Annotated in this window: 26 protein-coding genes and 1 tRNA gene; 17 read left to right on the top strand and 10 right to left on the bottom strand. The window is 70.4% G+C overall.

Annotated features, from left to right (window positions below; translation table 11 throughout):
• Positions 1 to 3: 3 nt before the first annotated feature.
• The 4 genes from sufC to ACZ4N5_RS16290 are packed head-to-tail and all read left to right on the top strand — an operon-like array spanning position 4 to position 2930.
• Positions 4 to 777: a Fe-S cluster assembly ATPase SufC gene (gene sufC / locus ACZ4N5_RS16305; RefSeq protein ID WP_467757744.1), complete on the top strand. Its 774-nt coding sequence runs from the start codon at positions 4 to 6 to the stop codon at positions 775 to 777.
• Complete coding sequence (locus tag ACZ4N5_RS16300; RefSeq protein WP_362407226.1) at positions 774 to 2030, top strand: cysteine desulfurase; 1257 nt, start codon at positions 774 to 776, stop codon at positions 2028 to 2030. The genes sufC and ACZ4N5_RS16300 overlap by 4 nt, the downstream gene beginning before the upstream one ends.
• A 16-nt stretch (positions 2031 to 2046) precedes the next feature.
• The gene (gene sufU / locus ACZ4N5_RS16295; RefSeq protein ID WP_151470345.1) at positions 2047 to 2511 is read left to right on the top strand and encodes a Fe-S cluster assembly sulfur transfer protein SufU; all 465 of its coding nucleotides are present in this window, start codon (positions 2047 to 2049) and stop codon (positions 2509 to 2511) included.
• A 35-nt stretch (positions 2512 to 2546) separates the two neighbouring features.
• On the top strand, positions 2547 to 2930 hold the full coding sequence (locus ACZ4N5_RS16290; RefSeq protein ID WP_467757976.1) for a metal-sulfur cluster assembly factor: 384 nt from the start codon (positions 2547 to 2549) through the stop codon (positions 2928 to 2930).
• A 193-nt stretch (positions 2931 to 3123) separates the two neighbouring features.
• Here the strand turns inward: ACZ4N5_RS16290 and ACZ4N5_RS16285 are convergent, their stop codons facing one another.
• Positions 3124 to 4089: an AbfB domain-containing protein gene (locus ACZ4N5_RS16285; RefSeq protein ID WP_467757743.1), complete on the bottom strand. Its 966-nt coding sequence runs from the start codon at positions 4087 to 4089 to the stop codon at positions 3124 to 3126.
• Positions 4090 to 4274: 185 nt separating this feature from the next.
• On the bottom strand, positions 4275 to 4589 hold the full coding sequence (locus ACZ4N5_RS16280; protein WP_467757742.1) for a hypothetical protein: 315 nt from the start codon (positions 4587 to 4589) through the stop codon (positions 4275 to 4277).
• Here ACZ4N5_RS16280 and ACZ4N5_RS16275 point away from each other — a divergent pair.
• Positions 4588 to 4953: a VOC family protein gene (locus ACZ4N5_RS16275; protein WP_467757741.1), complete on the top strand. Its 366-nt coding sequence runs from the start codon at positions 4588 to 4590 to the stop codon at positions 4951 to 4953. The genes ACZ4N5_RS16280 and ACZ4N5_RS16275 overlap by 2 nt on opposite strands.
• A 67-nt stretch (positions 4954 to 5020) precedes the next feature.
• Here the strand turns inward: ACZ4N5_RS16275 and ACZ4N5_RS16270 are convergent, their stop codons facing one another.
• Positions 5021 to 5164 (bottom strand): hypothetical protein, encoded by a 144-nt coding sequence (locus ACZ4N5_RS16270; RefSeq protein WP_467757740.1) that lies wholly within the window; start codon positions 5162 to 5164, stop codon positions 5021 to 5023.
• Between the two features lie 152 nt (positions 5165 to 5316).
• Here ACZ4N5_RS16270 and ACZ4N5_RS16265 point away from each other — a divergent pair, with 152 nt between their 5' ends.
• From ACZ4N5_RS16265 to dapD, 3 genes are all read left to right on the top strand, one after another.
• Positions 5317 to 5637, top strand: a complete 321-nt coding sequence (locus tag ACZ4N5_RS16265) for a DMT family transporter (protein ID WP_266757393.1) — start codon at positions 5317 to 5319, stop codon at positions 5635 to 5637.
• A gap of 34 nt (positions 5638 to 5671) precedes the next feature.
• Positions 5672 to 6241: a TetR/AcrR family transcriptional regulator gene (locus tag ACZ4N5_RS16260; RefSeq protein WP_467757739.1), complete on the top strand. Its 570-nt coding sequence runs from the start codon at positions 5672 to 5674 to the stop codon at positions 6239 to 6241.
• Positions 6242 to 6572: 331 nt separating this feature from the next.
• Positions 6573 to 7562, top strand: coding sequence for a 2,3,4,5-tetrahydropyridine-2,6-dicarboxylate N-succinyltransferase (gene dapD / locus ACZ4N5_RS16255; RefSeq protein WP_261703350.1), 990 nt, complete (start codon positions 6573 to 6575; stop codon positions 7560 to 7562).
• Positions 7563 to 7751: 189 nt separating this feature from the next.
• Here dapD and ACZ4N5_RS16250 read toward each other — a convergent pair whose 3' ends face one another.
• From ACZ4N5_RS16250 to ACZ4N5_RS16235, 4 genes are all read right to left on the bottom strand, one after another.
• Positions 7752 to 8249, bottom strand: a complete 498-nt coding sequence (locus tag ACZ4N5_RS16250) for a GNAT family N-acetyltransferase (RefSeq protein ID WP_467757738.1) — start codon at positions 8247 to 8249, stop codon at positions 7752 to 7754.
• A 199-nt stretch (positions 8250 to 8448) separates the two neighbouring features.
• Entirely contained in the window at positions 8449 to 8952 is a 504-nt protein-coding gene (locus ACZ4N5_RS16245) for an HAD domain-containing protein (protein WP_467757737.1), read from the bottom strand.
• 96 nt (positions 8953 to 9048) lie between these two features.
• Positions 9049 to 10347, bottom strand: a complete 1299-nt coding sequence (locus ACZ4N5_RS16240) for an MFS transporter (RefSeq protein ID WP_467757736.1) — start codon at positions 10345 to 10347, stop codon at positions 9049 to 9051.
• Positions 10344 to 10952, bottom strand: coding sequence for an ArsR/SmtB family transcription factor (locus ACZ4N5_RS16235; protein WP_467757735.1), 609 nt, complete (start codon positions 10950 to 10952; stop codon positions 10344 to 10346). Before ACZ4N5_RS16235 ends, ACZ4N5_RS16240 begins: the two co-directional genes overlap by 4 nt.
• A 232-nt stretch (positions 10953 to 11184) precedes the next feature.
• On the opposite strand from ACZ4N5_RS16235, the gene ACZ4N5_RS16230 reads away from it, so the two are divergent.
• Together ACZ4N5_RS16230 and ACZ4N5_RS16225 are read left to right on the top strand one after the other, a co-directional pair.
• The gene (locus tag ACZ4N5_RS16230) at positions 11185 to 11745 is read left to right on the top strand and encodes a SigE family RNA polymerase sigma factor (protein WP_467757734.1); all 561 of its coding nucleotides are present in this window, start codon (positions 11185 to 11187) and stop codon (positions 11743 to 11745) included.
• A complete protein-coding gene (locus tag ACZ4N5_RS16225; RefSeq protein WP_467757733.1) occupies positions 11742 to 12947 on the top strand; it encodes a WD40 repeat domain-containing protein in 1206 nt (401 codons plus the stop codon). Before ACZ4N5_RS16230 ends, ACZ4N5_RS16225 begins: the two co-directional genes overlap by 4 nt.
• A 21-nt stretch (positions 12948 to 12968) precedes the next feature.
• On the opposite strand, the gene dapA is transcribed toward ACZ4N5_RS16225, so the two are convergent.
• A complete protein-coding gene (gene dapA, locus ACZ4N5_RS16220) occupies positions 12969 to 13883 on the bottom strand; it encodes a 4-hydroxy-tetrahydrodipicolinate synthase (RefSeq protein ID WP_467757732.1) in 915 nt (304 codons plus the stop codon).
• Between the two features lie 174 nt (positions 13884 to 14057).
• Here dapA and ACZ4N5_RS16215 point away from each other — a divergent pair, with 174 nt between their 5' ends.
• Both ACZ4N5_RS16215 and ACZ4N5_RS16210 read left to right on the top strand, forming a co-directional pair.
• Positions 14058 to 14192 carry a hypothetical protein gene (locus ACZ4N5_RS16215; RefSeq protein WP_467757731.1) on the top strand — a complete coding sequence of 45 codons (135 nt, stop codon included), beginning with the start codon at positions 14058 to 14060 and terminating at the stop codon, positions 14190 to 14192.
• Positions 14189 to 14845: a hypothetical protein gene (locus tag ACZ4N5_RS16210; protein WP_467757730.1), complete on the top strand. Its 657-nt coding sequence runs from the start codon at positions 14189 to 14191 to the stop codon at positions 14843 to 14845. The genes ACZ4N5_RS16215 and ACZ4N5_RS16210 overlap by 4 nt, the downstream gene beginning before the upstream one ends.
• 507 nt (positions 14846 to 15352) lie before the next feature.
• On the opposite strand, the gene ACZ4N5_RS16205 is transcribed toward ACZ4N5_RS16210, so the two are convergent.
• Positions 15353 to 16507 carry a YihY/virulence factor BrkB family protein gene (locus ACZ4N5_RS16205; RefSeq protein WP_467757729.1) on the bottom strand — a complete coding sequence of 385 codons (1155 nt, stop codon included), beginning with the start codon at positions 16505 to 16507 and terminating at the stop codon, positions 15353 to 15355.
• 258 nt (positions 16508 to 16765) lie between these two features.
• Between ACZ4N5_RS16205 and ACZ4N5_RS16200 the strand changes: the two genes are divergently transcribed.
• A complete protein-coding gene (locus tag ACZ4N5_RS16200) occupies positions 16766 to 17590 on the top strand; it encodes an ArsR/SmtB family transcription factor (RefSeq protein WP_467757728.1) in 825 nt (274 codons plus the stop codon).
• A gap of 19 nt (positions 17591 to 17609) precedes the next feature.
• Positions 17610 to 18341, top strand: coding sequence for an SRPBCC family protein (locus ACZ4N5_RS16195; protein ID WP_467757727.1), 732 nt, complete (start codon positions 17610 to 17612; stop codon positions 18339 to 18341).
• Between the two features lie 136 nt (positions 18342 to 18477).
• Here the strand turns inward: ACZ4N5_RS16195 and ACZ4N5_RS16190 are convergent, their stop codons facing one another.
• Positions 18478 to 20304 (bottom strand): endonuclease/exonuclease/phosphatase family protein, encoded by a 1827-nt coding sequence (locus tag ACZ4N5_RS16190; protein WP_467757726.1) that lies wholly within the window; start codon positions 20302 to 20304, stop codon positions 18478 to 18480.
• 419 nt (positions 20305 to 20723) lie between these two features.
• Between ACZ4N5_RS16190 and ACZ4N5_RS16185 the strand changes: the two genes are divergently transcribed.
• The 3 genes from ACZ4N5_RS16185 to ACZ4N5_RS16175 all read left to right on the top strand — a co-directional run bounded on the left by ACZ4N5_RS16185 (position 20724) and on the right by ACZ4N5_RS16175 (position 23962).
• Positions 20724 to 22148, top strand: coding sequence for a hypothetical protein (locus ACZ4N5_RS16185; RefSeq protein WP_467757725.1), 1425 nt, complete (start codon positions 20724 to 20726; stop codon positions 22146 to 22148).
• A 219-nt stretch (positions 22149 to 22367) separates the two neighbouring features.
• Positions 22368 to 23825: an alkaline phosphatase PhoX gene (locus tag ACZ4N5_RS16180; protein WP_467757724.1), complete on the top strand. Its 1458-nt coding sequence runs from the start codon at positions 22368 to 22370 to the stop codon at positions 23823 to 23825.
• Between the two features lie 67 nt (positions 23826 to 23892).
• A tRNA-Ile gene (locus ACZ4N5_RS16175) sits at positions 23893 to 23962 on the top strand.
• Positions 23963 to 24297 lie beyond the last annotated feature (335 nt).

Genomic DNA, 24297 nt, shown 5'->3' with positions numbered 1-24297 from the left:
CCCATGGCAACGCTTGAAATCCACGACCTGCACGTCACCGTCGAGGCCGACAACGCCACGAAGGAGATCCTCAAGGGCGTCGACCTGACCGTGAAGCAGGGCGAGACACACGCCATCATGGGCCCCAACGGCTCGGGCAAGTCGACCCTCGCCTACTCGCTCGCGGGCCACCCGAAGTACACGATCACCAGCGGCACCGTCACCCTCGACGGCGAGAACGTCCTGGAGATGTCCGTCGACGAGCGCGCCCGCGCGGGCCTGTTCCTGGCGATGCAGTACCCGGTCGAGATCCCCGGCGTCTCGGTCTCCAACTTCCTGCGCACCTCCGCCACCGCCGTCCGCGGTGAGGCCCCCAAGCTGCGTACGTGGGTGAAGGAGGTCAAGGAGACCATGGAGCGCCTCTCCATGGACCCGGCCTTCGCCGAGCGCAACGTCAACGAGGGCTTCTCCGGCGGTGAGAAGAAGCGCCACGAGATCCTTCAGCTGGAGCTGCTCAAGCCGAAGATCGCGATCCTCGACGAGACCGACTCCGGCCTGGACGTCGACGCCCTGCGCATCGTCTCCGAGGGCGTCAACCGCGTCCGCGAGACCGGTGAGGTGGGCACCCTGCTCATCACCCACTACACGCGCATCCTGCGCTACATCAAGCCCGACTTCGTCCACGTCTTCTCCGGCGGCCGCATCGTCGAGTCCGGCGGCGCCGAGCTCGCCGACAAGCTGGAGAACGAGGGCTACGAGTCGTACGCAGTCGACGTGAAGGGTGGCGTATCCGCGTGACACAGCTGCCGGGCCTCCTCGACACCGAGGCGATCCGCAAGGACTTCCCCATCCTGGACCGCCAGGTCCACGACGGTAAGAAGCTGGTGTACCTGGACAACGCGGCGACTTCGCAGAAGCCGCGCCAGGTCCTGGACGCCCTGAACGAGTACTACGAGCGCTACAACGCCAACGTCCACCGCGGTGTGCATGTGCTCGCCGAGGAGGCCACGGCGCTGTACGAGGGCGCGCGCGACAAGGTCGCCGCGTTCATCAACGCGCCGAGCCGCGACGAGGTGATCTTCACCAAGAACGCCTCCGAGTCGCTCAACCTCGTGGCCAACATGCTGGGCTGGGCCGACGAGCCCTACCGGGTCGACCACGAGACCGAGATCGTCATCACGGAGATGGAGCACCACTCCAACATCGTTCCGTGGCAGCTGCTGTCGCAGCGCACCGGCGCGAAGCTGAAGTGGTTCGGCCTCACCGACGACGGCCGTCTCGACCTGTCGAACATCGACGAGATCATCACGGAGAAGACGAAGATCGTCTCCTTCGTGCTGGTGTCGAACATCCTGGGCACCGTGAACCCGGTCGAGGCGATAGTGCGCCGCGCCCAGGAGGTCGGCGCCCTGGTCCTGATCGACGCGTCGCAGGCCGCGCCGCACATGCCGCTCGACGTCCAGGCCCTCCAGGCCGACTTCGTGGCCTTCACCGGTCACAAGATGTGCGGTCCGACCGGCATCGGCATCCTCTGGGGCCGCCAGGAGCTCCTCGAGGACCTTCCGCCGTTCCTCGGCGGCGGCGAGATGATCGAGACCGTGTCGATGCACTCGTCGACGTACGCGCCGGCGCCGCACAAGTTCGAGGCGGGCACCCCGCCGATCGCACAGGCAGTCGGTCTGGGCGCTGCCATCGACTATCTCTCCGCGATCGGCATGGACAAGATCCTCGCCCACGAGCACGCGCTCACCGAGTACGCGGTGAAGCGGCTCGCGGAGGTCCCCGACCTCCGGATCATCGGCCCCACCACGGCCGAGGACCGCGGCGCCGCGATCTCGTTCACGCTGGGCGACATCCACCCGCACGACGTGGGCCAGGTTCTCGACGAGCAGGGCATCGCGGTCCGGGTCGGTCACCACTGCGCCCGTCCCGTCTGCCTGCGGTACGGAATTCCTGCGACCACACGGGCGTCGTTCTATCTGTACTCCACGCCGTCCGAGATCGACGCTCTGGTCGACGGCCTGGAGCACGTACGGAACTTCTTCGGCTGAGGGGCTGGCTGGGAACGTGAAGCTGGATTCGATGTACCAGGAAGTCATCCTGGACCACTACAAGCACCCGCACGGGCGCGGTCTCCGGGACGGCGACGCCGAGGTGCACCACGTCAATCCCACGTGCGGTGACGAGATCACCCTGCGCGTGAAGTACGACGGCGAGCGGATCGAGGACATCTCGTACGAGGGTCAGGGCTGCTCGATCAGCCAGGCCTCGGCCTCCGTACTGAATGACCTGCTGGTCGGCAAGGACGTGTCCGACGCGCAGAAGATCCAGGAGACCTTCCTGGAACTGATGCAGTCCAAGGGCCGGATCGAGCCCGACGACGCGATGGAGGAGGTGCTGGAGGACGCGGTCGCGTTCGCCGGTGTCTCCAAGTACCCGGCCCGGGTCAAGTGCGCCCTCCTCAGCTGGATGGCGTGGAAGGACGCGACGGCCCAGGCTCTGGGCGAGAGCGCCGAGAGGAAGACGGCATGAGCGAGAACACTGTGACATCGGACGAGACCGCCGTGATGCCGGCGTCGGACGAGTCCGTCGTGGCATCGGGCGAGACCGCTGTGGCGTCGGGCGAGAACCTGACGACGAAGCCGGCCTCGGAGGAAGAGGTCCGCGAGGCGCTCTACGACGTCGTCGACCCCGAGTTGGGCATCGACGTCGTCAACCTCGGCCTCATCTACGGCATTCACATCGACGACGCGAACATCGCGACGATCGACATGACCCTGACGTCCGCGGCCTGTCCGCTCACCGATGTCATCGAGGACCAGGCCAAGTCCGCCACGGACGGCCTCGTCAACGAGCTGCGCATCAACTGGGTCTGGATGCCGCCGTGGGGCCCGGACAAGATCACGGACGACGGCCGCGAGCAGCTTCGGGCGCTCGGCTTCAACGTCTGAGTCTTCGGTACTTCGGTACGTCGAGACTTCGGTAGGTCGGGACTTCAGCACGTCGGGACTTCAGCACGTCGGTACTTCGGTGCCTCGGTGCTGAAGTGTCCCGGTACTTCGGGGCCTCGGCCCTCAGTACCTCGCATGGGGCGGCGCCTTCGGGTGCCGCCCCATCGCGTTTCCCCCGGGGGATGCCCGGGTCTCAGGCCCAGCCCCGCACCACGCGGAACGCCGAGTCCGCCCGGTAGAGCCTGCCGCGCTCGGACCGCCCCAGGCGGAGCTGGAAGTTGCGGTGGCGCAGGAAGCGGCCCGGGTAGTTGACCGCCTCCAGCATGACCGCGCCGGAGTAGGAGGACGCGCGGGGGCAGAAGGTGGCGTCCTTCCGGAAGAGGGCGGAGCCGTCGTCGCGGTCGGCGCGCAGCAGGAAGTTCTGGTGGCGCAGGTAGGAGCCGTCGGCGGTGGCGAAGGAGTAGCAGGAGGACTTCGCCAGTCCGGGGACCACCTTGAAGCTGGCGGCCCGCCGGGTCGCCGCCGAGCTGCTCGAATTCACCGGGTCGAGCCGGACCTGTCCGTCGCTCAGATGCCAGAAGCGGTCGGGGTAGTTGACCGCCTGGACCGACTTCCACGAAGAGGCCGGCCTGGGCGACGAAGCGGTGCCGGACGCGGTGGGCTTCGACGCTCCGGGAACGGTTCGGCCGGCGGAACCCCGGTCCGACGGTCGGGGCGACACGGAACCCCGCGACGCGGAATCAGGTGAGGCCGAGCGTGAACTGCCGGGCGAGGCCAGTGCGTTCTTGCCCGCCGGGGGCGTGGTCGCTCCGGTGGACATGGCGGGGGCGCCGAGGAGGAAGGGGTTCGTCGTGTCGGCCGTGGTCCTGTTGCCCGCGAAGTCCTGTGATGGATCGTCAGAACGGTTCGCCTGTACGGAGATCACGGCCACGACGGCGATGGACACGGCCACCGCGAGCCCGCCGGCCAGCCAGAGCCGCCGCGTCCCGGGCAGTCTGCCCTCGTCACCCACCCCGACCGCCTCCCAGGGCGCCGGGGGCAAGGGAACGAGGTCGGTCGACGCCGGGTAGGGCGCGCCGTGCGGGGTGGGGCGCCAGGGCACGATCTCCCTGGAGGGGGTGGGTCGGTCGGGCCCGGATCCGGGCGCCACTTCTGGCATACGCGTTCCTAAACAGGGGAGGGCGAGCGCGCGAGGGGGGAAGCGAGGGGCGGAGGGTGCGGCACACGGAGCGGGCGGTCATGGAGACCCGGTGTGCGGCTGGTGAAACAGTAGTGGAACCGGTGACTTCTGAGCACTCGTTTCCCGCAGCGATACCGGGAATTGCCTGCAGTGTTTTCGGGCAATCACTCACAGAGCTGCGGGAGTTGGGCCGTGCCGGGTGCCGGGTGCCGGGTGCCGGGTGCCGGGTGATGGAGGGCGGCGCCGGGTGCCAGGTGGTGGGTGCCGGTGCCGGGTGGTGGTGGCGAGGGACGGTGGCGAGGGACGGTGGCGGTGCGGGAGCGGTCCGGGGGAGCGGTTCCGGAGCCGTCCTGGAGCGCTTGGGTGACGCGCCTTCCTGGGGAGGGTCCGCCGGCAGGTGTCCTTCCGGGGAGGTCCGCCGGCAGGCGTGTCCGGCGGCGGTGGCGGACCTCCTCGCGGCGGGGGAGACTGCCGTTCATGGCTGTCTCCTTCTACCACCTCGTCGTCGACGCCCACGACCTGCCCGTGCTGGCCCGCTTCTGGTGTCAAGTCCTCGACTGGCGTGTGCTGTTCGAGGCCGAGGACGAGATCGTCATCGGCTCCGACGTGCACACGCTGCCCGGACTCTGCTTCGTGCCGGTTGCCGAGCGCAAGACCGTCAAGAACCGGCTCCACATCGATCTCACGCCGGACGACCAGGCCGCCGAGGTCGAGCGGATCCTCGCCCTCGGGGCGCGCCGTGCCGACGTGGGGCAGGGCCCGGACGTCAGCTGGGTCGTCCTCGCCGATCCGGAGGGCAACGAGTTCTGTGTGCTGCGGCCGAAGAAGTCGCTGGTGGACTGAGCCGGGCGTCCCCGGAACGCCGGGCTCCTCGGCCCGCCGGGCGTCCCCGGAACGGCGGCCGCGCGTATCAGCACGTCCGCAGGCACTCCCTGCGGATGCGCTGGTCGATGTACAGCAGGTTCGTCACCAGCGGCATGAACACCATGGAGAGCGGCTGGACGACGACACCCGAGATCACCGAGAGCACCAGGGAAGGCCCCAGCTGGGGCATGGGCAGTCTGTGCGACTCCGGCCCCCTGAGATCGCGAACGACATCCGTTGGGGCGCATGGTGCCCACGGGATTTGCGGGGTCGCCTCGGGCGGTGCGGCATCGATATGTACACCTGTACGCACTCAATGCCTCCATGTGTACAGTCGTACGCATGGGATACGTACTGCTCGCCGGAGCCATCGCGGCGGAGGTCGGCGCGACCACCGCGATGAAGTACACGGAGGGTTTCAGCAGGCTGTGGCCGTCCCTGCTGACCGTCCTCGGATATGTCGTCGCCTTCGCGCTGCTCGCGCAGACCCTGAAGACCGTCTCGGTCGGCACGGCCTACGCGATCTGGGCCGGCGTCGGCACCGCCGCCATCGCGGCGATCGGCATGCTGTTCCTCGGCGAGGGACTCACGGCGGCGAAGGCCGCCGGGATCGCGCTGATCATCGGTGGGGTCGTGCTGCTGAATCTGGGCGGGGCGCACTGATGGCCGCGCCCGGCGCGGCGGACGGCGGCCCGTGATGGCGCGCCGGTACGACCCGGAGCGGCGGCAGCGGATCATCGACGCAGCGATCCGTGTCGTCGGCGCCAAGGGCATCGCCGGGCTCAGCCATCGCTCCGTCGCCGCCGAGGCCGATGTGCCGCTCGGCTCCACGACGTACCACTTCAAGACCCTCGACGAACTCATGGTCGCCGCCCTGCGCCAGGCGAACGAGGGCTTCGCCAAGGTCCTCGCGGCGCGCGGCACCCTGGAGGACACCCGTGCCGACCTGGCCGCCGAACTCGCCGGGCTGATCGGCGAATGGCTCGCAGGCGACCGCACGGGCGTGGAGCTGGAGTACGAGCTCTACCTCGCCGCCCTCCGCAGACCCGCCCTGCGCCCGGTTGCCGCCGAATGGATCGACAGCCTCGTCGAACCGCTGGCACGCCGCACGGATCCGGTCACCGCGCGGGCGCTCGTCGCCCTGCTGGACGGGATCTGTCTCCAGGTGCTGCTGACGGGGACGTCGTACGACGAGGGGTACGCGCGGGAGGTGCTGGCGCGGGTCCTGCCGCACGGCGAGGCGAGCGGAGACGCCGGGGACGGGTGACCGGGTACGGCCGGGACGGCCGGGGACGGCCCGGGATGGTGACCGGGTACGGCCCGGGACGGTGGCTGGGGACGGCCCGGGACGGTGGCTGGGGACGGCCGGGGATGGTGACCGGGTACGGCCCGGGACGGTGGCTGGGGACGGCCGGGGATGGTGACCGGGTACGCCCCGGGACGGTGACCGGGGAAGGCCGGGGATGGTGACTGGGGACGGCCGGGGACGGCCGGGGGCGGTGACCGGGGACGGCCCGGGAGGTGAGTGGGCGCCCGGTGGCCGAGACGCCCCGCGTACCGGTTCGCCCGCGCGGCCCCCGTCAAGTTAGGTTGCATCCATGACCGACACGACTGCTTCTCGTACCACCGGCGCCGTCGCCGCCGGGCTCGCCACCCTCACCGCGGACGGCACTGTTCTCGACACCTGGTTCCCCGCGCCCGAACTGTCCGCCGAGCCCGGCCCGGCCGGCACCGAGCGGCTGTCCGCCGAGCGGGCCGTGGAACTGCTCGGCGAAGGCGCCGCGCAGGCCATCGGTCCGGACGCCCGCCGGGGCGTCGAAGTGGTCGCGGTCCGTACGGTCATCGCGTCGCTGGACGACAAGCCGCTCGACGCGCACGACGCATACCTGCGCCTGCACCTCCTCTCGCACCGCCTGGTCAAGCCGCACGGCCAGAACCTGGACGGCGTGTTCGGCCTGCTCGCCAACGTCGCCTGGACCTCGCTCGGCCCGGTCGCCGTCGACGACATCGAGAAGGTCCGGCTGAACGCCCGCGCCGCCGGCCTGCACCTCCAGGTGACCTCCATCGACAAGTTCCCGCGCATGACGGACTATGTCGCGCCCAAGGGCGTCCGCATCGCCGACGCCGACCGGGTCCGCCTCGGCGCGCACCTCGCCGAGGGCACGACCGTCATGCACGAGGGCTTCGTGAACTTCAACGCGGGCACGCTCGGCACCTCCATGGTCGAGGGCCGCATCTCCGCCGGTGTCGTCGTCGGCAACGGTTCGGACATCGGCGGCGGCGCGTCCACCATGGGCACCCTCTCGGGTGGCGGCAACGTCCGTATCACCATCGGCGAGCGCTGCCTCGTCGGCGCGGAGGCGGGCGTCGGCATCGCCCTCGGCGACGAGTGCGTGGTCGAGGCCGGGCTGTACGTCACCGCCGGCACGCGCGTGACGATGCCCGACGGCGACATCGTCAAGGCCCGCGAGCTGTCCGGGGCTTCGAACATCCTCTTTCGCCGCAACTCGGTCACCGGAACCGTCGAGGCCCGCCCGAACAACGCGGTGTGGGGCGGCCTGAACGAGGTCCTGCACAGCCACAACTGATCAGCCAGAACTGATCGGTGACGACTGGTCAGTCGCAACTGATCATCGGCGGACGCGAGTCGCGGCCGCCTGCGCGATCATCGCTCTGAACTGCTGCTGAGTTGCCGGCAGTTGTCGACGCTGGTCACGTCGAGCGCCCTTCCGTAGCCCGAAGGCTGCCCGGGAGGGCGCTCGTGCGTGAGTGCCGCTTCAGGAGGGTTCCGGAGGCACCAGCCGGGCTAGCAAGTCCAGCTCGCCGACTGCCTGACTCCCGCTCGTCTCGCCGGTCGGACGGAAGCCGAGCCCCAAGTAGAAATCTTCCGGACCGTCCTTGCCCGGATGCCAAGTAGTTGTCAGTCGGGTGCCGCCGCGACTGCGGATCTCGGCAGCCACGGACTCGACCGCGAAGCGGCCATAACCCCGCCCCTGTACGCCGGCTGCGATGTTGAGACGCCAGAGCCCGGAGCGGATGTCCTTGCCCGACCCGTCGCCCAGCCAGTCGATGTCGAAGAAGGCCATGAGGAAGCCGACAGGTCTGCCGTTGTCAAGGATGAGACGGGGCCAGGCTGTTCGAGTATGGACATACGCCTCGGCCAGCGACTTCACGACCGGCGCGACCAAGTGTTCTTGCTCCGGACGGACCCGCACGCTGATCGCGGCGTCGATGTTGTCCGGAGTGATCTTCTCCAGACGGAGTGTGCTTGCCATGCGAAAACCCTAAGGCGGCTGATCGAGTGAGCCACGACGTCCACGAGCCGGACCCAAGAACCGCACCGGCCGAGGGCCGTCAAGTACGCGCGTTCCCATCGGACATCGGCCGCGAGCCGAGGACGGCCCGCAGCGAGGTGATCACCTGCGGCCGCGCCTGCGGTTCGCAGCCTTGCGCGTTGTCGCAGGAGGGCATTCGCTAGGTGTCGAGGCGCGTGGCGAATTCCGTCAGGGCCTCGAAGTCGGCGTCGCGCAGGCCGAGTCGGGGGTTGACGTGCCGCAGGAGCGCGGGTGCGGGATGGCGCGCGGAGACGAACACCTCGTCGGCCGGGCTCTGTTCGTCGTCCACCCAGGCGAAGGGGCGGCCCTCGGCGTAGGCCACGATGCGTTCCGTCTTCCAGTGGACACCGTCCGGGCGCTCGGCGAAGAGGGCGCCGGTGAAGTCGACGTAGGGGAGTTCCGGCAGGCCGATCACGGGGGCGATCCAGCGATTGGCGGCGTCCATCCAGGTGGTGGCCCAGCACAGGTCGTAGCCGAGGGCGAGGAGAGCGCGGCCGTGGTCGGGGTGCAGCCAGACGCGCAGGGGCCGACCGGGCTCCAGGGCCACCCGGATCGTCGTGTATCCCGGGGGCCGACGCTCCTTCTGGGCCGCGTACGGGTTGAGCGGGCCGTCGACGTCGAGGAACAGCAAGGGTCGGCTCATCGGGTCACGGTAGAGGACACCGGGCCGGGGGAGCGGGAAATTTCTTCCGGCTCCCCAACGTCCCGGCAGGCACGGCGAGGGGCGGCGGGGCGGTGGTCACGCGTCGGCGCGCAGGTCGTTGGCGTGAGCTGTCGGACGGTCGGGAGTCAGGGAGCGGATGCGTGGTATCGGCGAGGGCAGCAGCCACAGCAGCGACAGCGCTCCGCCGACGGCACCGATCAGGAGGGTCACCCGGAGGCCGACGAGGGTGGCGAGAAGGCCACCGAGGACGGCGCCCACAGGGCGTAAGCCGTAATTGATCGTGCTGTACGCGCCGGCCACTCGACTGCGCATGCCATCGGGGATCACGTCCGCCTGAAGGGAGTTGAGGTTGACGTCGAACAGCATGACGCCGACGCCGGAGAGGAACTCGACTGCGGCCAAGGCTCCGGCGCGAACCCAGAGCGGGCCGCCCGCAGCGGCGGCGAGGGCGATCGGCGCCGGGAACAGCACAGCTCCCACGACGATGCTGCGGCCCACGCCGAACCTTCGTGAGATCTTCGGGGCGAGCACCGCGCCAAGGAGCGAGCCCGTGGCGCCGATTCCGAACGCCAGGCCGATGACCCCCGCGGTCAGTCCGAGGTTCCTGCTGGCGAACAGCACGATCAGCCCACTGCCCGCGACGAAGGTGAAGAAGTTGACGGTCGCCGCGCACCCGAGGCTCGCCCTCAGCACCGGGTGACGGATGACGAACACCAGTCCCTCCTTGGCGCGTCGTAGCAGCAAGGGTGCCCCTTGGTCATGGGCGGCCGGCGGTTCGTCGACCGGAATCCGACCGACCAGAACCGCGGACGCCAGGAACGTCAGGGCGTCGACGACGACGGTGACGGGAGCGGTCAACGCCTGGACCAGCACACCACCGATCGCCGGGCCGACGACGTATGACGCGGAACGGCTGGCACTGAGCTTGCTGTTCGCGTCGAGGTAGGACGACCGGGGCACCAGGTGGACGAAGAACGGCGGATAGGCGGTGTTGAACAGCACCCCTGCCGCACCGGTCAGCAACGCGACGGCATACAACTGACCCAGCGTCACCACCCCCAGCAGATGGGCGGCCGGAAGGGAGAGCAGTACCGCGGCGCGCACCAGGTCGGCGAGCACCATCAGGCGCCGCTTGTGGACGCGGCGGTCGACCCAGGCGCCGAGGACGATCCCGAGCAGGTTCGGGGTCCAGATCAGCGCGGTCAGCCAGGCCACCTGATTGGCCGAGGCGCGCAGCGCCCCCACCGCGATCAGTGGCAGCGCCAGTTCGGTGATCCGGTCGCCGAACTGCGAGACCGACTGGCCCGCCCAGAAACGACGGAACCGCCGATCACGCCACAGCGGCACGGGTAATTCCTGGTGCGCGGCGCTCATCGGGTCCCGCCGGTCTGCTCCTCGGTACTTTCCGGCAGGACGTAACGCAGCAGCCGGACGCCGCGGCCGTCGGCCGGACGCGCGGCCTCGTCACGTGTCACGTAGGGCGCGAGAACGCGCTCGATCGCGTCCTCGATGGCGGCGAGTTCATGGGCGGAGACGACGACGCGGGTGTTGGCCAGACCCGCGAGCCGCCGCCACACGGAATCGAGCCCGGGCTCGACCTCCGCGGCCCACCGGTTCGGCAGATCCCCGTATCGCAGGAACATCTCCCGGGACAGGACCCGCGCGGCCGACCTGCCCTCCTCGTCGTCCGGATCCTCCGGCGCTTCGAACCGGAAGCCCCGCGCCACCGCTTCCCACCGCCGCTGCCGGCGATCCGGGCCCGGCTCGGCGTCGCGGATCAGCCCGAAGCCCGCCAGATGCCGCAGATGCCAGCTGGTCACCGACGGGGTCGCTCCCACGTGGGGCGCGAGTTGCGTGGCCGTCGCCGGCCCGTGCCGCTGCAGGCGTTCGAGGATCGCCAGCCGCACCGGATGCGCCAGCGCCCGCATCGCCTGCGGATCAGTGATCTCGATATCGCCCAGACGATTACCGGAGTCCATGACGTGAGAGTCTCCTCTCATATTTCATGAGAGGCAAGTCTCACGTCTACCGCCTCCGGGAGCGCCGGGTCCCGCGGCCGGCTCACCCGGTCGGGGCGGAGGGTACCGGCCCGGGGCGGGAGCGCTTCTTTCGGCCCGGTTCGTCGCGGGAGGCATAGCAGGGGGTGGCGGCGCGCGTCACCTGGGGCACAGGGGTGGGTCGCAAGGGGCCGCCGGGGAAGAGAAGGTGACGATGGATGCCGAAGGCCAGGAGAGTTTCCGGGAGTTCGTGGCGAACCGGTCGTCCGCGCTGCTGAAGACGGCCGTGCTCCTCAGTGGCGGGGACCGGCACGCCGCCGAGGACCTGCTGCAGAACGCGCTGATCAAGGCCGCCGGACGATGGCACCGGATCGACGAACCCGAGGCGTACGTACGGCAGGTGCTCTACCGTCAGCAGATCAGCCGCTGGCGGCTGAAGTGGCGGCGACGCGAGTTCAGCGTCGCTCATCTGCCCGAGACCGGCCCACCGGGCACCGACACGGCGGCCGCCACCGACCTGCGCCTAGTGATGCGCGAGGCGCTGTCCCGGCTCACCGCGCGCCAGCGCACCGTCCTGGTGCTGCGCTACTTCGAGGACCTGCCGGAGGCCGACGTGGCCCGGCTGCTGGGCTGCTCCGTGGGTACCGTGCGGTCCACCGCCCACCGCTCCCTGGCCCGGCTGCGCGCCCTCGCGCCCGAACTCGCCGCGCTCGCCCCCGCCGCCGGTGAACGGTCGTCGTCCCGTGACTACTCGCCCGTGGAGGTACGCCCGTGAACATCGAGGAACTGATGAGCGAGGCGCTGCGCGAGCAGGCCGCCGAGCAGCCGCCACCCGGCCCCGGCCTCGCCGACCGGGTCCTGACCGTGCGCAGGCGCCGCCGGACCCGGCGCATCGCGTCCGTCGCGGTCGCCGTCGCCGCGGCGATCACCGCCGCGATCGGGGTGCCGCGGCTGGAGTCCGGGGGACACGATGTACGGCCCTTGGGAAGGGTGGACCCCAAACCGACCGCCGCGCACCCGGCGCAGTCGCCGGTGCGCTCGCTGGTCGCGGCCGGGAGCACGGCGCTGGCCGCGTACTACACCCAGAAGACCGACTGGCGGACCGCCCACAAGGGCCTCAGGACGCGCACCTACTGGCTGCTCGACCCGAAGTCCGGCCACTACGAGAAGGACACCCGGTGGTCGTGGGTCGCGGTGGCCCGCGGCCTGCGGACCGCCGCCGTACTGGAGCAGCACCTGCCCGGGCGCCGGATCGGCCTGCTCGACCTCGCGAGCGGCAAGGTCGAGAGGTGGATCCCGGTCGACCACCCGGTGGGCGGGCTGGAGTTCTCGCGCAACGGCACGAAACTCGTCGCGACGACGTACGAGGATAATCCTGACATCATGACCAGAACGGGCGCCGATGGTATCCCTGTGCCGGTGATGTCCTCCCGCACCGGTTTCTACGTCTTCGACGTGGCGTCGGGGAAGGGCTCCTGGGCCGCGGTGGGGGTGAAACGGGACAACCAGGGCCACGAGATCAACCTTCGCCAGGACTTCGGGTTCTGCCGCGACGGGAGGACCGTCACGGGCAGGCAGTCGAGCACGCCCACTGATCGCTTCTACGACATGTCCGGCCGAGAGGTGGGCGTGCCCGACGAGGAGCGGTACCGCACCTGGTTCGTCACGGCCGGCCTGTCGCCCGACGGCACCCGGCTCGCCGGGGAGTTCGCGGGCGAGAAGTGGCACACATCCTCGTGGATCCTCGACCCGCGTACCGGCAAGCACCTGGCCGAGGTCCACGGCCAGGTGCTGCTCGCCTGGGCCGACGACAAATCCCTGATCGCCTGGGACATCGGCAAGGGCGACAAGAACGAGTTCCACAACCGGTTGGTGCTGGTCACCATCGGCAGCGACAAGGAGGTGCCGCTCAGCGGCTTCCTCCGCGGCACCGACGGCTCGGTGGGGCGCTGGGAGCCCGTCTTCGCCGAGCGCTGAGCCTCCCTCGCCCGCTGCTCGCTAGAGCACAGCGAACTCGTCCGTGACCTCGGCGAGCACTGCCCGCAGCCCGTCGGCCGTCTCCCGGTCGGCGGGCCGCAGCGGTGCCCGTACCGGGCCTGCCGGCAGCCCGAGCGCGGCCAGCAGTGCCTTCGCGGTGACCGTGCCGGGCAGTCCCGCCCCCGTCGTCGCCTCGATCAGCGGCAGGGCCCGCCGCATCAGCCGGGCCGCCCCCGCCGTGTCGCCGCCGTCGAACGCGTCGAGCACGGCCCGCAGCAGGCCCGGCGCGACGTTCGCCACCGTGCTGACGTACCCGGCGCCGCCCACCGCGTACAGGGCGAGCACGTGCTCGTCGCAGCCCGCGTAGTACGCCAACTCCGTTCGGGCCAGCACCCTTTGTGTGCCGAGCAGGTCGTACGCGCAGTCCTTCACGGCCACGATCCGGGGGTGCGCGGCGAGCCGGATCATCGTGTCGGGTTCGATGCGGGTGCCGGTGCGGCCGGGGATGTCGTAGAGCATGAGCGGCAGTTCGGACGCGTCCGCGACCTCGGTGAAGTGTGCCTCCAGCGCGTCCTGCGGCGGCTTCGAGTAGTACGGGGTGACGACGAGTGCGCCGTCCGCGCCCGCCTCCCCGGCCGCCAGAGCGAGATCGACCGTGTGCCGGGTGTCGGACGAGCCGACGCCCGTGACCAGGCGGGCCCGGCCGCCGACCGCCTCGCGGACCGCGCGGACCAGCGCGGACTTCTCCGCGTCCGAGGTGGTCGGCGATTCGCCCGTGGTGCCGTTCAGTACCAGGCCGTCGCAGCCCTCGCGCACCAGACGGTCGGCGAGGCGCCGGGCGCCGTCGAGGTCGAGCGCGCCCGCCTCGGTGAACGGTGTGATCATCGCGCAGAGCGCCCGGCCGAAGGGTGCCGGAGTCCGGTCGGAGTTCGTCATACGAGCAGTCTCGGCGCGATGACCGTACAGCTCCACTTAAATCTTCTACGGCATATCGATAAGCGTTGCTGAGATGTGCCGCCGGTCCCTCGGTCCGAGGCCCTATGTACCGGTCCGCCCTTCATGGGCCACCATGGACCGGAAGGTCACCGACCGCAGGTCATGGGAGGCGTCATGAGGCTCGGCAAGGCACTCGCCACCGGAGTCGCGGAGGAGCAGGCTCACGTACCCGAGGACGCGTTCGAACTCCCCGAGATCATCGAGGAGTCGGAGGCGTCCGCGCCCGAAGAGGTTCCGGCCGGACGATGAGGCTGCGGCTCCCCGAGGAACGCCCGACGGAGCCGCCGACCGGATACAAGATCGCCCACCCGGTGCTGTCCCCGGACGGTACCCGGGCCGGGTTCACCGGCGTATCGCTGGGCGGGGCGCTGCCGTACGGAGTGCTGGACGAGGCGCGCTGTGTCTACGGACGGCGGCACCGCGCGCCGCACCGCCGCTGCGACTGCGGCTTCCACTGCGTGCACGAGTCCGCCGTCGCCGAGGCGATGCTGTGCACCGCCGAACACCGGGCCGCCGTTCTCCTCGAAGTCTCCGTCCTCGGTGCCTACATCCGCTTCGAGCGGGGTTTCCGTTACGCCCGTCAGCGGGTGCGCTGCGCCACCGTCGGCCCCTGCGGGTGCGGGGCCGTGGCCGGGGCGCTGGCCGACGCCGGATGGGGGCGTCCTGGCTGGCGCGCCCTGACCGCCACCTGCGCGGGATGCGTACGCGGTCGTACGTCGCTCTCGCTCGCCTCCTTCGCGCGGCTGGCCGGGGAGGGCCTGCGGGTCCGGGCCACCGGCGGTTCCGTGGTGGCCACTGCCGGTCTCGGGGTGTCCGAGCTGGTCGCGGAGGCGGCGCTGCTCCAAGCCCGACTCGACTGGTTCCAGGGTCAGTTGGCCCGTCTGCGCGACCCGGGATCGTAGGGATGGCCCGAGCCGGTCCGGGTACCCGACCCTCCGCGAGCGAGAAAGGGCGGGGCGTCGGGACCACGGGGTGTGGACCGTGGACCCGGGGTGTCCGTGGACCGGAAGCCGTACCCTGCCCGGTGCTCGCGGTGAGCCCGCTCCGACGGCGGCGCAACGGTCGTCGACGGCACCCTTGAGGCCCGTCGGAGGAGCCGGAGGGGAGCGATGCGGCGGCGAACCGGACTCCGGTTCGCCGCCGCATCGTGTGCCGCCGTCCCCGCTTCGACGCCCCGCTCTGGCAAGGCGGTTACGGGGCCGCAGTCCTGGCACCGCAGTTTTGATGCCACAGTTTTGATGCCGCAGTCCTGACGGCGCGGGCCTGAATCCGTGGGTCTGGCACCGCAGTTGTGAAGCCGCCCTCCTGACGGCGCGGGCCTGAATCCGCGGGCCTGGCACCGCAGTTGCGATGCCGCAGTCCTGACGGCGCAAGCCTGAGTCCGCGGGTCTGCCACCGCAGTCCTGGCATCACATCCGCTCGGCGGTGTCTCGCTCGGTTCCCCTGCGCGTCGGCCCGACTCCCGTCTCCGCCTTCGCCCGGGCCGCGCGCAGCGCCTGCAGACGTGGGGGCCACTTGCGGGTGTCGCGCGGTTCGACGTAGGGCTCCTCGGTCGGGAGCCGACCGTGGGCGATGGCGCGCTGGCGGGCGAGCTCGGCGTCGAACTCCAGGCCCAGGAGGATGGCCAGGTTGGTGAGCCAGAGCCACACGAGGAAGATGATGGCGCCCGCGAGCGTGCCGTACGTCTTGTTGTACGAGCCGTAGCCGGCGGCGTAGACGGCGAATCCCGCGGACGCGGTCAGCCAGATCAGGGTGGCGACGACGCTGCCCGGGCTGAACCAACGGAAGCCGCGGCCGGAGACGTTGGGAGCGGCCCAGTACAGCAGCGCGATCATCAGCTCGACGAACACGAGCAGGACAGGCCACTTGGCGATCGACCACGCCGCGATCGCCGCGTCGCCGAGCCCGATCGCCGTGCCCGCCCGCTCGGCCAGCGGTCCGGTGAACACCACGATGATCGCGCTCCCGGTGAGAAGCAGCATCAGCATGACGGTGAGAGCCAGCCTCAGCGGTGTGACCTTCCAGACCGGACGGCCCTCCGGCAGGTCGTACACCGCGTTGGACGCGCGGATGAACGCGCCGACGTACCCGGACGCGGACCACAGCGCCGTGAGCAGTCCGACGATCGCCAGCACCCCGCCCGTACCGCCGCTGTCGCCCAGTTGTGCCACCGCGTCACGCAGGATCTCGCGTGCCGGGCCAGGCGCCAAGTCCCCCACGTTGGCGAGGAGTTTGTCCGTGACGCGCTGTCCCATGACGCCCAGCAGGGACACCGCCACCAGGAGCGCGGGGAACAGGGACAGCACGCCGTAGTAGGTCAACGCGGCCGCACGGTCGGCGAGTTCGTCGTCCCGGAACTCTTTCGCCGTGCGCCACGACACGGCCCACCAAGCTCGCACGGGCAGTCTGACGGGGCCGTCCTTCTCGGCGGGCCCCGCCGACACCGTGCCCGTGTCCGCCTCGGTGCCAGTGCCAGTGCCAGTGCCAGTGCCGGTGCCGGTCTCCGTGTCCGCGTCCGTGTCCGGAAGAGCTCGCTGCTTCGATTCCGGTCGCTTCTCGTCCATGACCGCCGTGTTGCCCGTATCGCGCCGCTGAAGCCCGCCGGGGCGTCCCGGTGAGCACGGACCACCGGCCACCCGGGCTCACCTGCCTCCCCGGACCACGGCCTCCCCAGAGCCTCCCGGACCACCCGCCTCCCCGGATCACCCGCCTCCCCAGACCATCGGCCGTCCCGGAACAGGAACCCCAGCCCCCTGACAGCACGACTCGCCGACGATTCGAACCGTCTGGACAAAAAAAGTTTTCGGTGGGACCGTGGAGTCATGTTGGACGTGACCGTGATCGAGGACGCCGAGGCCGCCGCCGTGTCGCTGGACCCCATAAGGGCCCGGTTGCTGGCCGAGCTGGCCGCAGGACCCGCGTCGGCCGCCATGCTGGCCGGCAAGGTCGGCCTGCCCCGGCAGAAGGTGAACTATCACCTCAAGACGCTGGAGCGGCACGGCCTGGTCGAGCTGGCGGGCGAGCGCCGCAAGGGCAATGTCACCGAGCGGCTGATGCGCGCGACCGCGGCGTCGTACGTCATCTCGCCGCTCGCGCTGGCCGCCGTACAGCCCGATCCGGACCGCTTCCGGGACCAGCTGTCAGCCCGCTGGCTGCTCGCGCTCGGTGCCCGGCTCGTCCGGGACGTCGGCTCGCTCGTCACCGGCGCCGCGAAGGCCCGTAAACGACTGGCGACGTACGCGCTCGACGGCGAGGTGACCTTCGCATCGGCCGCCGACCGGGCCGCGTTCATCGAGGAGCTGACGGTGGGGGTCAGTGCGCTCATCCGCAAATACCACGACGGGGACGCGGAGGACGGGCGCCCGCACCGGATCGTCGTCGCCGTCCACCCCACGGTCAAACCCGAGACCGCATCCGCACCCGAGGAGGCCGTGGCGGACATCGAGGCCGCGCCCGGATCCGAGGCCGTGGCAGAAAGAGCAGCCATAGCCGGATTCGAAGCCGGCGCAGGACCGGAAACCACAACGGGACCCAGAACCACGGCCGGACGCGGAACCACAACGGGACCCGGAACAACGGCTGGACCCGAAACCACGGCCGGACCCGAAGCCGTGGAACCCCCCGCGGGCCGCGAAGTTGCCCACTGATCATTCAGGAGTCGTCATCATGTCCAAGGAATTCGAGATCGCCCGCGAGTACGAGGTCGACGTGCCGCCCGGTCAGGTGTGGGACGCGATCACCAGCGGCAGCGGCGGCTGGCTGTGGCCCATGGAGTACGAGCCCCGCGAGGGCGGGGCCGGCCCCTTCGGCAGCACCATCACCGCCTGGAACCCACCGCACCGGCTGACCGTGCGCAGCGAGGACGTCGGGATGCCGACGCAGAGCCTCAATCAGATCGACCACACCATCGAGGCCCGCGACGACGGACGGCACTCCTGGGTGCGGTACGTGCACAGCGGCATCTTCACCGACGACTGGGACAACCAGTACGACGGAGCCGACAAGCACACCGACTTCTATCTGCACACCCTGCGTGAGTACGTGACCCACTTCGCGGGCCGCCCGGTCGCCTTCGCGACGTTCCAGGGACCCGGCGCGTCCGCGGCCACCGACGCCTTCGCCGCCGTCGGACGGGCGCTCGGTCTCGCGGACGACACCGCCGAGGGTGCGCGGGTCCGGGCCGAGGGGCCCGGCGGCGAGGCCTTCGACGCCGTGGTCGACTACCGCAACCCGTACTTCATCGGGCTGCGCACCGACAACGCGCTCATCCGCTTCTTCGGGCGCGGCCGCTGGGGTGCGCCGGTCGGCATGAGCGTCCACGACTTCGCGCCCGACGCCGACGCCAAGGTCAACGAGACCGCCTGGAAGGGCTGGCTCGACGGGGTCTTCACCGGCTGACCCGCGCGCGGGGCCACGAGCCCGGTGCCACGGGAGTCCCCCGCGAGCGGAGAGGGCCCGGCCCGGTGGGAGGCCCGCGCAGGCGAAGAGCCCGGCCCCCCGGACGAAAGGGCCGGGCTCTCGCGTACCTGAGCGACTACGGACGGAACCGCAGCACCTGCGGGTCGTGGTCGCTGATCTGGTCGGAGAACTCCGAGTTGATGTGCACGCTGTCGTAGTCGAGGTCGCAGTCCCCGCGAATCGACGGGCTGACCAGGATCTGGTCCAGAACCTGCTCGTTGCCCTGGTAGTCGTACGTGTAACGCTCCCTCTTCGGCAGCGACTTGATCGCCGACCAGAGCTCGCCGTCACCCTCGAGGATCTTGGCGGTGTCCGAGAACTCGAAGTCGTTCATGTCGCCGAGCGCGATGACGTCGGCGTTCTTCTGCGTCTTCAGGATCTCGTTGACGAAGGCGTTCACCGCGGTCGCCTGGGTGTGCCGCTGGACCTCCGAGCTGCGCGTCGGGGGCTGGTACTGCGCGGTCAGCCCCTGGTCGCCACCCTTGGAGTTGAGGTGGTTGGCGATCACGAACACTGTGTGGCCGCGGAAGACGAACTCGCCCGCGAGCGGCTTGCGGCTGCTGTTCCAGGCCGTGTTGGCCGGGTCGACGCGGCCCGGGGACGCGGTGAGCTGCGCCTTGCCGTGCACCTTCGTGACGCCGACGGCGGTCGTCGAGTCGCCGCCCGCGCGGTCGGTGAAGGAGACCCGCTCGGGGTTGAAGAGGAAGACCTGGCGGATGTTGCCGCCGGGCTCGCCGCCGTCCTGGTCGTTGACGGGGTCGATGGAGCGCCAGTCGTACTTCGGGCCGCCCGCCGCCACGATCGCGTCGATCAGCTTGTCGACCGTCTGGTCGGCGGCGACCGTGCCGTCGTCCTTCGCGCCGTTGTTGTCCTGGATCTCCTCCAAGGACACGATGTCGGGCGAGTTCAGGTTGTTCACGATCGCGGACGCGTGGGCGTCGAACGTGGCGTCGCCCGGGTCGAGGTTCTCGACGTTGTACGTCGCCACCGCGAGCTCGCCGCGTGACTGCTTCCGCGTCGTCTCGCGCTCCAGGCCGCCCTTCTCCAGGGTGCCCAGCTGGTTGGCGACGAGCGTGTAGCCGCCGAACTGGTTGTAGTCGAGCGGACCCGCGGTGGTGCCGGTGAGCTTGTCGCCGACGTTCGCGGTCGGGAAGTCGGCGGTCGCGCCGAGGGACTGGATCTGTATCCGTCCCGTGTTCTGCGAGGTGTACGAGCCGTACACCGTGCCGCCGCGGCGGGTGGCGTGCTCGTGCGGCTTCACCGTGACCCACAGCTCGGTGTACGGGTCGGTGGCGGTGACCACACGGGTGTCGGCGACCTGGACGTTCATGCCCTCGAGGGACTCGTAGTAGTCCAGGGCGTACCGCGTCGGCTCCAGGGTGAGCGCGTTGACCGAACCGCTCGCGGCGGTGTCGCCCGCGGGGGCGTAGACGTCCGGCACGGACTCCGCGTCGACGACCGTCGCGGCCGGGACGGCGTTGCCGCTGGAGACGACCGTGACGGTCGGCTTGCCGATCTCCGTCACCGACTGGTTGCCGGTGGAGACGCCGCCCGGGACGTACTCCGAGACCGTGCCCGTGACTGTGACCGAGTCGCCGACGGCGACCTTGGGGGCGGAGCTGGTGAAGACGAAGACGCCCTCACTGGTGGCGGGGTCGGCATCCGGGGTGGGGTCCTGGAACCAGAAGCCCTTGGACGAACCGTAGGTCCGCACGCCGGTGACGATGCCGGCCACGTCCGTGACCTTCGTGCCCGCGAGAGGGGAGGTCCGGGTGGTGCCCTGGATGTCGTGGATGTGGACGGTGTCCGCCTGGGCCGGTGTGGTGAGCACCACGGCGGAGACGGTGGAACAGACCGCGGCGACGGTCAGCGCGCCGATGCGCGCGGTTCTCTTGCTCGGCAAGGGAATCCCTCCGGGGACGTTCATGAGCGCCGGGACGAGGGTGGACTGGTGGGGGGAGCGCGACCTGCGTGCGGGCCAGTGACGCGCGTAGAAGCCACCGGACCACAGGGCCGTTGAACTTCTACGCGCGTCAATCTCGTGTGTAGCGAGGGGAGTTGTCAAGGTTTCGACGGTGTACGAGACCTGTCGGAGACATGAACCGGGCGGCATGGGTGGAAATCCGTCTAGGCTGAGCAGTTGGCACGGATTTCCCGGGCCGCCTTCGGATTCCCGAGTCCGCCGGCGCCCGGCGGGGTCCGGCGCCCGCCGCGGCCGACGGCGCCCGCCACCGTTCGGCGCGGCTCCGGGCGAAAGCCCCGCGTGAACCGCTTGTCCTGCTAGCCCTGCTCGTCGTGGTTGTTCGGAGGAGAACTCAGCCGATGTCAGACAGCTCTTCCATGCCGCCCGTGCGGCTGCACTCCGAGGCGCAGCTGGCGCGGGACGCGCTCGCCGCGCCGCTGCTCTCCCGCGCCGCGCGGCTGGCCCGCTGGGCGGGCCCCGGCACCCGTGTCGGCGCGGGGGGCGAACTCGTCGAGGAACAGCTCCCCGAGGCGGCCGGCGTCCTCGGCCTGCCCGGCGACGAGGCGGCCGCCCTCGCCAGTGAGGCCTGGCGGGTTGCCGTCGACACCGGGCTCGTCGAGATCGTGGACGACGAGGAGGGCACCGTCACCGCGGGCGAGGACCTCGCCCTGCTCACCTCCGGCGCCCCGCAGGACGTCCTCGGTGTCTGGCTCGGCGCGCTCGACACCGTGCTGGCCGACGCGAGCGTGCCCGACCTCGGCGATCTCGTCGACGCCATGGACGAGGAAGGCGAGATCGACCTCTCCTCCCTCGACTGGGACCCGGAGGCGGAGTCCGAGTTCCTCGACGGGGTGCTCGGCAACTTGTATCTGCTCACCGTCGGCGAGGACGCGCTCGGCGAGGTGCCGGTGCCGCTGCCCGCGCTCGCCGCCTCGATGATCCTGCCCGACGACATGGGCGAGCCCACCAACGACGTCCTGGAACAGGTCTCGAACGCCATGATGCGGCTCGACGACCAGTTCCGGCTGCTGCAGCCCATCGGGCTCGTCGACTTCCAGCCCGTCGACGAGACCCTGATGGGGGACGCCGCCGAGGAGCCGCCCGCCGCCGACGACATGGACGTGTCCCGGTACGGCGTGGTGCGCCTTACACCGCTCGGTCTGTACGGACTGCGCGCCCGGCTGATCGAGGCGGGCTTCTCCGCCCCCGCGGTGGGCGAGCTGACGGACAAGGGCGCGGACACGCTGCTCGACGGCACGGCCGGATTCCCCCCGACCGCCGCGCAGGCGGAGATCGAGCAGTGGCTCGCCCGGCGTGAACCGCTGTCCGCCGCCCAGGAACTGCTCTCCGCGGCGCGCGGCGCCGACACGGGCGCCCCGCTGCGCCGTCTGCACTGCCAGCAGGCTCTCGCGCTGGTCGGCACGGAGGCCGAGCCCGCGCTGCGCGAGGTGCTCGACGACGCCGAGTTGGGCGGTCTCGCCCGGGTCTGGCTCTCCGAGCACGGCGCGCCCGACGTGCCCCCGCCGTCCGAGGCGATGGTCTTCTGGCTCACCATCGACACGGTGGCGGCACAGCTCGCCGCCGAAGGGAACTCCGACGAACTCCAGGCCCTGGTCGAGGGCCTGGCCCAGCAGCACAGCGGCTTCTTCGACACGGCCTGGCGGGTCGAGCACCCCGCCGCCCCGGACGTCCTGGAGGCCATGGGCCGTCTCCACCCCGACAAGAAGGTCGCCAAGGAAGCCCGCAAGGCGGCGTTCAAGGCCCGGTCGCAGCAGGGAGGGTGAGCGGGCCGGTGAGCTGACTCGGGCGCCGGGTGCCGGGCGGGCCGTTCCGCGGAGCCGCCCCTTCCCCTGCGCCGGTCGGGTGGATTCACGGAAGCGGGACCTTTGAAGTCGGCGCGCGTTCAACTCGCGTTCAAGCGGGGGCGGGACGGTGTGGCCGCAAGCCGAGGTCGCCACCCGCCCCACACGGCGGTCCGAGTCCACCGTCACAGGAGACATCACATGTCGCTCACTCGCAGGGACTTCGCCAGGCAGTCCGCGATCACCGGTGCAGGCGTGGTCCTGGTCGGCAGCGTAGGCGCTCTCGCCACCGCCCCCAACGCGCTCGCCGCCACCGAGACGGAAACCGACGGCGCGGGCGAGGACTCGGCGGAGGCCCGGCACGGTGGCGTCGGCTACGGTCCGCTCGTCACCGACCCGAAGGGCCTCCTCTCGCTGCCCGCCGGGTTCTCCTACCGGGTCATCACCTACAGCGGCCGTACCAAGCTGGACTCGGGTGAGTTCACGCCGTCCAACCACGACGGCACCTCCACCTTCGACGGCCCGCGCGGCGCCACCCTCCTCGTCAACAACCACGAGCTCAAGGGCCCCCGCTCCGGCTGGACGTACCCCGTGCCGCTCACCGAGGGCCTGGTCTACGACCCGGCCGCGTCCGGCGGCTGCACGGTCGTCGAGGTGCGCCACGACAAGGTCGCCGAGTGGGTCGGCATCGCGGGCACCTCCACCAACTGCGCCGGCGGCAACACCCCTTGGGGCACCTGGCTCACCTGCGAGGAGACCGAGGACAAGGCCGGCCAGAACGGCATGACCAAGGACCACGGCTACGTCTTCGAGGTCGACCCCCAGGACCGCCGCCGCAACCGGAACCCCAAGCCCATCAAGGCACTGGGCCGGTACGCCCACGAGGCCGTCGTCGTCGACCCCAAGCGCGGCCGGCTCTACCTCACCGAGGACGCCTCGGGCCCCAACGGTCTGCTGTACCGCTGGACGCCTCCGCAGGGCTTCGAGCACGGCCACGGACAGCTCGCCACCCTCGCCGACGACGCCGGGGCGCTCCAGGCCTTCAAGTGCTTCGACTCCGGCGGCAAGTTCGTCGACGACCTCTCCCGCGCCACCAGGACCGGCACCGTGTACGGCGTGGACTGGGTCGACGTCCAGGACCGTGACGCCAAGACCGTGTCCGTCCGCAAGCAGTTCACGGACGTCCAGGTCACCCGCGCCCGCAAGCTCGAAGGCATGTGGTGGGGCGACGGCGGTGTCTACATCGTCTCCTCCTACGCCCGCACGGAGAGTCCCGGCCAGGCGCACGACGGAGCCGTCTGGTTCTACGACCCCAAGCGCCGCACCCTGACGCTGAAGGTCCTCATCGGCGTGAACCCGAATCCGTCCGTCGACGGCGCCTTCGACGGCCCCGACAACATCACCGTCTCCCCGTACGGCGGCCTCGTCATCGCCGAGGACGGCGAGGGAATCCAGCACCTGTTCGGCGCCACCGAGAGCGGCCGTACGTACCCGATCGCCCGCAACGAGCTCAACATCGGCACCGCCGAGGCCCCGGAGTACAGCGAGTTCACCGGCGTCACCTTCTCGCCCGACGGCCGGACCCTCTTCGCCAACATCCAGGAACCGGGCATCATGCTCGCCATCACCGGCCCCTGGAAGCGCCAGAAGCGCGGCTGAACTCCCGCCGGTTCCACCGGAATTAATTCGCTCGCCCGACGCGCGGCCGCGCTCCTAAAGTGATGCATGTCCAGGTGCGAAGGCAGGACCTACTTCCACTGATAATGGGGCGGCCGCGGGTTCGAGTCCCGCCATCGGTACAACGCGCCGGTGTAGCTCAGGGGTTGGAGCACCTACGTCGGTTCCGCCGAATCTGAACTCTGGACACCACAACTTCATGCACCTCCCGGTGCGCGGGCCGCGGCTACTTCTCTCTCAAAGAATCCACGCCGCAGCCGACTTGATCTCGGGAGGCGCAGCTCATGGTGGGTGCCCGGTGCGCAGGCAACGGTTACTTCATTGGGATCGAAAGGTCGCGGGTTCGAGTCCCGTCATCGACTTCGGGTCGGTGTAGCTCAGTCGGTAGAGCATCTGAATAGTTCCGTCGCCGACTCCTGATCTCGGGCACCCTCCATTTGCTGTGCCTCCCTCC

The organism is Streptomyces sp. NPDC026500, assembly GCF_055567635.1.
The sequence above is the reverse complement of the archived record's forward strand: the minus strand, read 5'-3'. Positions and strand labels throughout refer to the sequence as shown.